This is a genomic window from Hyphomonas sp. (genome assembly GCF_046313975.1).
Taxonomy (GTDB): Bacteria; Pseudomonadota; Alphaproteobacteria; order Caulobacterales; family Hyphomonadaceae; genus Hyphomonas.
On the sequence record NZ_JBKBXB010000071.1, the window covers coordinates 1 to 6,470 of the forward strand.

Annotated in this window: 4 protein-coding genes and 1 pseudogene; 3 read left to right on the forward strand and 2 right to left on the reverse strand. The window is 64.5% G+C overall.

What is annotated here, in order from left to right:
* Nucleotides 1–368, forward strand: a pseudogene (locus tag ACK4TE_RS15680) (phosphate ABC transporter substrate-binding protein); the annotation flags it as partial.
* 4 nt (nt 369–372) lie between these two features.
* Here ACK4TE_RS15680 and ACK4TE_RS15685 read toward each other — a convergent pair.
* Nucleotides 373–1,476 (reverse strand): glycosyltransferase family 4 protein, encoded by a 1,104-nt coding sequence (locus ACK4TE_RS15685; protein WP_409912474.1) that lies wholly within the window; start codon nt 1,474–1,476, stop codon nt 373–375.
* A 199-nt stretch (nt 1,477–1,675) separates the two neighbouring features.
* On the opposite strand from ACK4TE_RS15685, the gene putA reads away from it, so the two are divergent.
* Both putA and ACK4TE_RS15695 read left to right on the forward strand, forming a co-directional pair.
* Entirely contained in the window at nt 1,676–4,810 is a 3,135-nt protein-coding gene (gene putA, locus ACK4TE_RS15690) for a bifunctional proline dehydrogenase/L-glutamate gamma-semialdehyde dehydrogenase PutA (protein WP_409912475.1), read from the forward strand.
* Nucleotides 4,811–4,821: 11 nt separating this feature from the next.
* Nucleotides 4,822–5,700 (forward strand): PdaC/SigV domain-containing protein, encoded by an 879-nt coding sequence (locus ACK4TE_RS15695; RefSeq protein ID WP_409912476.1) that lies wholly within the window; start codon nt 4,822–4,824, stop codon nt 5,698–5,700.
* Here ACK4TE_RS15695 and ACK4TE_RS15700 read toward each other — a convergent pair.
* Nucleotides 5,697–6,137 (reverse strand): DUF6265 family protein, encoded by a 441-nt coding sequence (locus ACK4TE_RS15700; protein WP_409912477.1) that lies wholly within the window; start codon nt 6,135–6,137, stop codon nt 5,697–5,699. The two genes, ACK4TE_RS15695 and ACK4TE_RS15700, sit on opposite strands and share 4 nt — an antisense overlap.
* Nucleotides 6,138–6,470 lie beyond the last annotated feature (333 nt).

Sequence of the window (6,470 nt, forward strand, 5' to 3'; positions counted from 1 at the left end):
TCGGAGAGAACGATTCCGCCATCGTCCAGTCGCTCGTCAAATCGCCGGATGCCGTCGGCATTCTCGGCTTCTCTTTTCTTGAGCAGAATGGTGACCGGGTGAAAGGCGGCCTGCTGGGCGGCGTGGAGCCGACCTTCGAGAACATCACCAATGGCCAGTATGGTCTCGCCCGCGTGATGTACTTCTATGTGAAGGACCAGAATCTCGGCCTTGTGCCCGGCCTTGCGGAATTCGTCGAGGAATCGGTCAGTGACGGCGCAGCCGGCGAGGATGGTTACATGATCGAGAAGGGGTTGATCCCTCTGCACCCGGATGAACTTGCGGCCGCGCAGGCAACTGCGGCGCGCCTTGCCGGCGGGCGCAGCTGAGAGGTCAGCTCGCGGCCGCTTTCGCCTTGCGGCGGCGGATGCGGATCTTGTGCCAGAAGCGCCGTCTCAGCGGCGGGTCCAGCGGCTGCAGGTTTTCCAGGAACACTTCGGCGCAGGCGCGCCAGCTATAGGTTTCGGCATGCGCGCGCGCTGCGTCGCGGCTGAGGCTGAGGCAGTCCATCGCCCCCTTGGCGAGGTCGCCGTCCAGCGGCGTGATCGTGCCGGCGCCGGAGCCCGGGATGACATCGCGCGGGCCGGTTGCATCATAGGCCGCGACCGGCGTGCCGGCGGCCATCGCTTCGAGCACGACGAGGCCGAACGTGTCGGTGAGGCTGGGGAAGACGAACACGTCTGCGCTGGCATAGCTGGCGGCGAGTTCGTCGCCGAACTTCGCGCCGGTGAAGACGACATCCCTGTATTTCTTCTTCAACTCTTCCAGCTGCGGCCCGTCACCGATGATCACTTTCGTGCCCGGCAATTTCAACTCGGCGAAGGCTTCGATATTCTTCTCGACCGCGACCCGGCCGACATTCAGGAAGATCGGGCGCGCGAGGCCGGCGAACGGGTCGCCCGGCTGGCCTTCCTCGACGCGCTTCAGCGGCGAGAAGGTTTCGGTATCGACCCCGCGGCTCCAGGCGACGAGATTCTGGAAGCCGTGACCCGCGAGTTCGTCCATCAGCGAGGGCGTCGCCACCATCACCTTGCCGGAATATTTGTGGAACCAGCGCATGAAGGAATAGCCCCAGCTGACCGGGACTGGCAGGCGCGCGGAGACATATTCGGGAAAGCGCGTGTGATAGGCGGTGGTGAAGGGGTGTTTCTCGGTCAGGCAGACCGCGCGGGCGGCCATGCCGAGCGTGCCTTCGGTGGCGATGTGCACGGCGTCCGGTTCGAACTCGTCGAAGATGCTGGAGATGCGCGGGCGGCCGAACAGGCCCATCTTGATTTCGGGATAGGTCGGCAGCGGCATCGTCATGAAGCCGGCGCCCGGGTGCACGATTTCCCATGTGTGACCCATCGCCTCGGTCTCGGCGATGATGCGCTTCATCGTGCGGACGACGCCATTGACCTGGGGGTCCCAGGCGTCGGTGACGAGCATGATGCGCATCGCATCTCCCTGCATACATCGTGGCGAAGCCCCCCGCGGGCCGCTCGGGGCGCAATCTGGCGGGCCCCGGCGGCGGCGTAAAGGGGCCCACTGCGGTCAAATTCCTCTCGCAGGCAGACGCGTCCACAGGTATTCTCGTGCTTCGCCTGCGCCGCGGGCAGCAAGATTTGCCTTTTTTCTCGTGAGATCGCCTGTTCCCATGCCTGATACACTCGCCTTGCTCCCGGTTGACTGGGATGCGCTCGACGCCCTGAAATTCGCCGATGAGGAAGCCCTTCTCGAGGGCCTGCTGAAACAGGGCGTGCTGCCGGGCCCGATCCGGGAAGGCGCCGTGCGCCGGGGACGGGAGCTGGTGGTGATCGCCCGCTCGAAGGGGCGCAAAAAGGGGATGATGGAGAGCTTCCTCGAGGAGTTCGGCCTGACAAATTCCGAAGGCCTCGCGCTGATGTGCCTCGCCGAGGCGCTGCTGCGCGTGCCGGATGCGGCGACCAAAGATGACCTGATCGCGGAGAAGATCCGCTCCGGCAACTGGGGCGCGCATCAGGGCCAGTCGGACAGCTGGCTGGTGAATGCCTCGACCTGGGGCCTGATGCTGACCGGCAAGGTGATCGGCCCGCCGGACAGCACGAAACGCGGCGCGGCGCATTTCGTTGGCGGCCTGATCCGCCAGAGCGGGGAGCCTGTGATCCGCACGGCGATGATGCAGGCGATGCGGATCATGGGCGAGCAGTTCGTCCTTGGGCGGACGGTCGGCGAGGCGCTTAAGCGCGGCCGCCGGATGATCAAGGCGGGCGAAGCGCAGAATTTCTCGTTCGACATGCTGGGCGAGGGCGCGCGCACCTCGGCAGATGCCGAGCGCTACTTCAAGGCGTATGAGGAAGCGATTGCGGCGGTTGCTGCCGACAAGATCGAAGGGCAGGTGCCGGAGACGGCAAACGGGGTTTCGGTGAAACTCTCGGCGCTGCATCCGCGCTATCTCGCCGTGAAGGAAGCGCGCGTGATGGCGGAGCTTTATCCGAAAGTGCTGACGCTCTGCCAGCAGGCGGCAAAGGCGAATATCGGCCTCTGCCTTGATGCGGAGGAGGCGCACCGGCTGGTGATCAGCCTGAAGATTTTCGAGAAGCTGGCGCGCGAGCCGTCGCTGGAAGGCTGGACCGGGCTTGGCCTTGCGGTGCAGGCCTATCAGAAGCGCGCACTCGCGGTGATCGAGCGGCTGTCGACGCTGGCGGATGTGACCGGCCGGCGCTTCATGGTGCGGCTGGTGAAGGGCGCCTATTGGGACAGCGAAATCAAGCATGCGCAGGTTGAGGGCTATCCGAACTTCCCTGTGTTCACCACCAAGCAGGGTACGGACGTTCACTATCTTGCCTGCGCGAAGGCGATGCTGGCGGCTTCGCCCTCGATCTTTCCGTGCTTTGCGACGCACAATGCGCACACGCTGGCAGCGGTGGAGTTGCTGGCAGGGCAGGCGGGTGTGACGGCATACGAATTCCAGCGCCTGCACGGCATGGGCGAGCCGCTTTACGAGGCCGCCGAAGCAGGCGGACGCGTGCGGGTCTATGCGCCGGTTGGTGCGCATGAGGACCTGTTGCCCTACCTCGTTCGCCGCTTGTTGGAGAATGGCGCGAACACGAGCTTCGTGCACTCTTTCCTCGACGATGCGGTGCCGCCCGAACAGGTTGTGGCGGACCCGGTGGCGAAGGTGGAAGTTGGCCCGCGCCGGCATCCGCGCATTCCGACACCACCGCGTCTTTATGGCGCGAAGCGGCGCAACTCTGCCGGGCATGATCTCAGCCAGTCCGGTGTGCGTGCGAACTTTGCCGCGGCGGTGAAGGCGCTGGATGAAGGCCCGGCGATTGCGGCGGGCGCGATTGTCTCGGGCAAGGCCATCACGGGCGGCGGCGACCTTGTGCGCGCGCCGGCGGATACCAATCATGTGATTGGCGCGGTGCTGGAAGCGGACGCGGGCTCGATCAACAGTGCGCTGGATGCAGCGGCGGCCTATCAGCCGGAATGGGATCATCTCGGCGGGCCGAAGCGGGCGGAATACCTGCACGCGATGGCGGACGCGATGGAGGCGAATGCGGCGCATCTGATTGCGCTGATGGCGCGCGAAGCAGGCAAGACGCTGGCGGACGGCATCGCCGAAGTGCGCGAGGCGGTGGACTTCTGCCGATATTATGCCGCGCAGGCGGCGGAGGATTTCGGCGCGCCGGTGCGCCTGCCGGGGCCGACGGGCGAGACGAACCATTTGTCCCTGCACGGACGAGGCGTGTTCTGCTGCATTTCTCCGTGGAACTTTCCGCTCGCTATCTTCACCGGGCAGCTCGCGGCGGCGCTGGCGGCAGGCAATACGGTGGTCGCCAAGCCCGCGGAGCAGACCGTGCTGACAGCTTTCGAGGCGGTGCGCCTGTTCCACAAGGCGGGATTGCCGGAGGCGGCGCTGCACCTGCTGCCGGGCCGGGGCGAAACGGTCGGCGCAGCGCTGACGGCGGACCTGCGCGTGTCGGGCATCTGCTTTACCGGCGGCACATCGACCGCGCGGATCATCAACCGCACGCTGGCGGGCCGCGATGGCCCGATCATTCCGCTGATCGCGGAGACGGGCGGCCTCAATGGCCTGTTCGTGGACACGACCGCGCTGCGCGAACAGGTGATTGATGACATGATTACTTCCGCCTTCGGGTCGGCGGGCCAGCGCTGCTCTGCGCTGCGGATTGCCTTCCTGCCGAAGGCGACGGCGGACAGCCTGATCGAGGGGCTGATCGGGGCGATGGATGAGCTGAAGATCGGCGATCCGGCGCGGCCGGATACCGATACCGGGCCGGTGATCGACCTTGAATCCTTTGAGAAGCTGGACCGCCATAGAGTGCATATGTCCGAGGACGCGAAGCTGTTGCATTCTGTCGAAAGGGGAGAGGATGCCGGAAAGGGAACGTTCTTCGGTCCGGCGCTGGTGGAGATTTCCTCGCTTGATCAGATCACGGAGGAAAAGTTCGGGCCCATCCTGCATATCCTGCGCTATGATCCGGACAATGTGGCGGAGGTGGCGAGCGCGCTGAAGGCGAAAGGCTACGGCCTGACGCTGGGCATCCACTCGCGGCTCGAGAGCTTCCACAGCGCCGTGAAGGCGGCGATGCCGGCGGGGAACACTTATGTGAACCGGTCAATGATCGGCGCAGTTGTCGGTGTGCAGCCGTTTGGCGGGGACGGGCTTTCCGGCACCGGCCCGAAGGCGGGCGGGCCGCACTATCTCCATCGTTTTGCCACCGAGCGCGTGGTAAGTGTCAATATCACCGCGCAGGGCGGCGACCCTGAACTTCTGAGCCTGTGAAGGACCCGGCCATGATCCGACTGCTTGCCTCTGTCTCTGTTGCGGCCTTTCTGCTGGCGGCCTGCGCCCCCGAGACGGAGGTGTCTCAGGATAGTCCGATAGCGGAGGAAGTGCCGGCCGGCGACGACACTATCGAACCGGCGATGGCGTTCGACATGCCGGGCGATTTCCAGCTGTCTTATTCCCAGGAGAGTGATGCGGCGAGTGTGTCTTCGGAGCTGGACCCTGCTATTCTCGCCTTTGATCCGCAGCTGGCTTACAGTCTCTGGAAGGATGCAAAATCATCGGTTGACGAGATGATGGCGCAGGCCGCGGGTGACCAGACGATGGCAACTGAGGATGCGGCTGCGTCGGGGGATCCTTCATGGTTTCGTCCGTACACGATGGAAATCAGCAGCAAGGCGACACTGGTTCTGGACGATCTGATCAGTATCGAGCATTTCATTGCGCAATACACCGGCGGCGCGCATGGCAATTATTTCATGGGCGGCGGAATCTACCGGAAGGGTGAAGCTGAGCCGGTGAAGCTGGTGGAGATGATCGCCGATGAGCCGGGTTTCCGGGCACTGGTGGTCAACGGGCTGGTCGAGGAGAAGATCAAGCGCGGCTATGAAGAGGGAGAGCGGGCCGTGATTGCTTCAGAGCTGGGCGACCTGCTTGTTCCGAGTGCGGATTATCCGGACGTATTCGACGGCCATGTGGTGCTGCAGGCTTCGGAAGATGCCGGCAAGATCGGCGGCATGGTTGTGCTCTTCTCGCCCTATGAGGTCGGCTCGTTCGCCGAGGGGTCGTATGAAATTCTGATCCCGGCCGCCGACCTTGCGCCGGTGCTGGCACCGGGCTGGAAGGATCGCTTCGGCGGGGCGCCGTTGCCCCTGGAGCCCAATTAGCAGCGCCGGAATTCCCAGGTGTTCGCCCGGGCGCCGTTGAGCAGTGAGATGGTCGCGCTCATGCGGCTTCCCTTGCGGGTGTAGGTGATGCGCTGGGGGTAGTCGTGGCGGCCGTTCTCGAAGGTGACGGTGTTCTTGGCGCGGCTGACTTCGGTGAATTCGGACGGGCCGAAACCGCCGGGATAGGCATTGAACACCGCCGGCGCGCCGCCATCGATGCGGGATTGTTCGAAGAAGGAGACGGCGCCGGTTTCGTCATAGGTGAGGGCATAGCCGAAGAGGAAGCCCGCTTCCGGCTTAGACCAGATTTCCTTGTAGGACTTGTCGGCCGTGCGCCAGCAGCCGGTCATCCATTTCAGGCCTTCATCGGCATGGGCGATCGGAGCGGCGATTGCCGAGCTGGCAACAAGGGCGAGGGCGATGAGAGCGCGTTTCATGGGTCCACCAGTGTGCAGCCGCTGCGGGCCGTCATTGCGGGATTGAAGGTCAGGTTCCGAAGCGCAGTCTGGCCGAAATTTGCCGGGAAGTCACCCGGGCAGCTGAAAGAGCGGGTTTGGGCTTGAGGCCAGCAGGATTGGCCGGAGCGGCGGGGCCGTCCGGTGTTTGTGTCTGGGGCTGGTGGTGTTCCTCCCCTCTCCCCCGCAATCGCGGGCGAGGGGGCTTCAAGAGCGGCTAGGTCGAATCGAGGATCGGGGGTTGCAATAAAGAAATGAGCTCGGCGGCGGCTTGTGCCAGACCAAAGATTGTTCCTGTACGGAGCACTGGCGCGG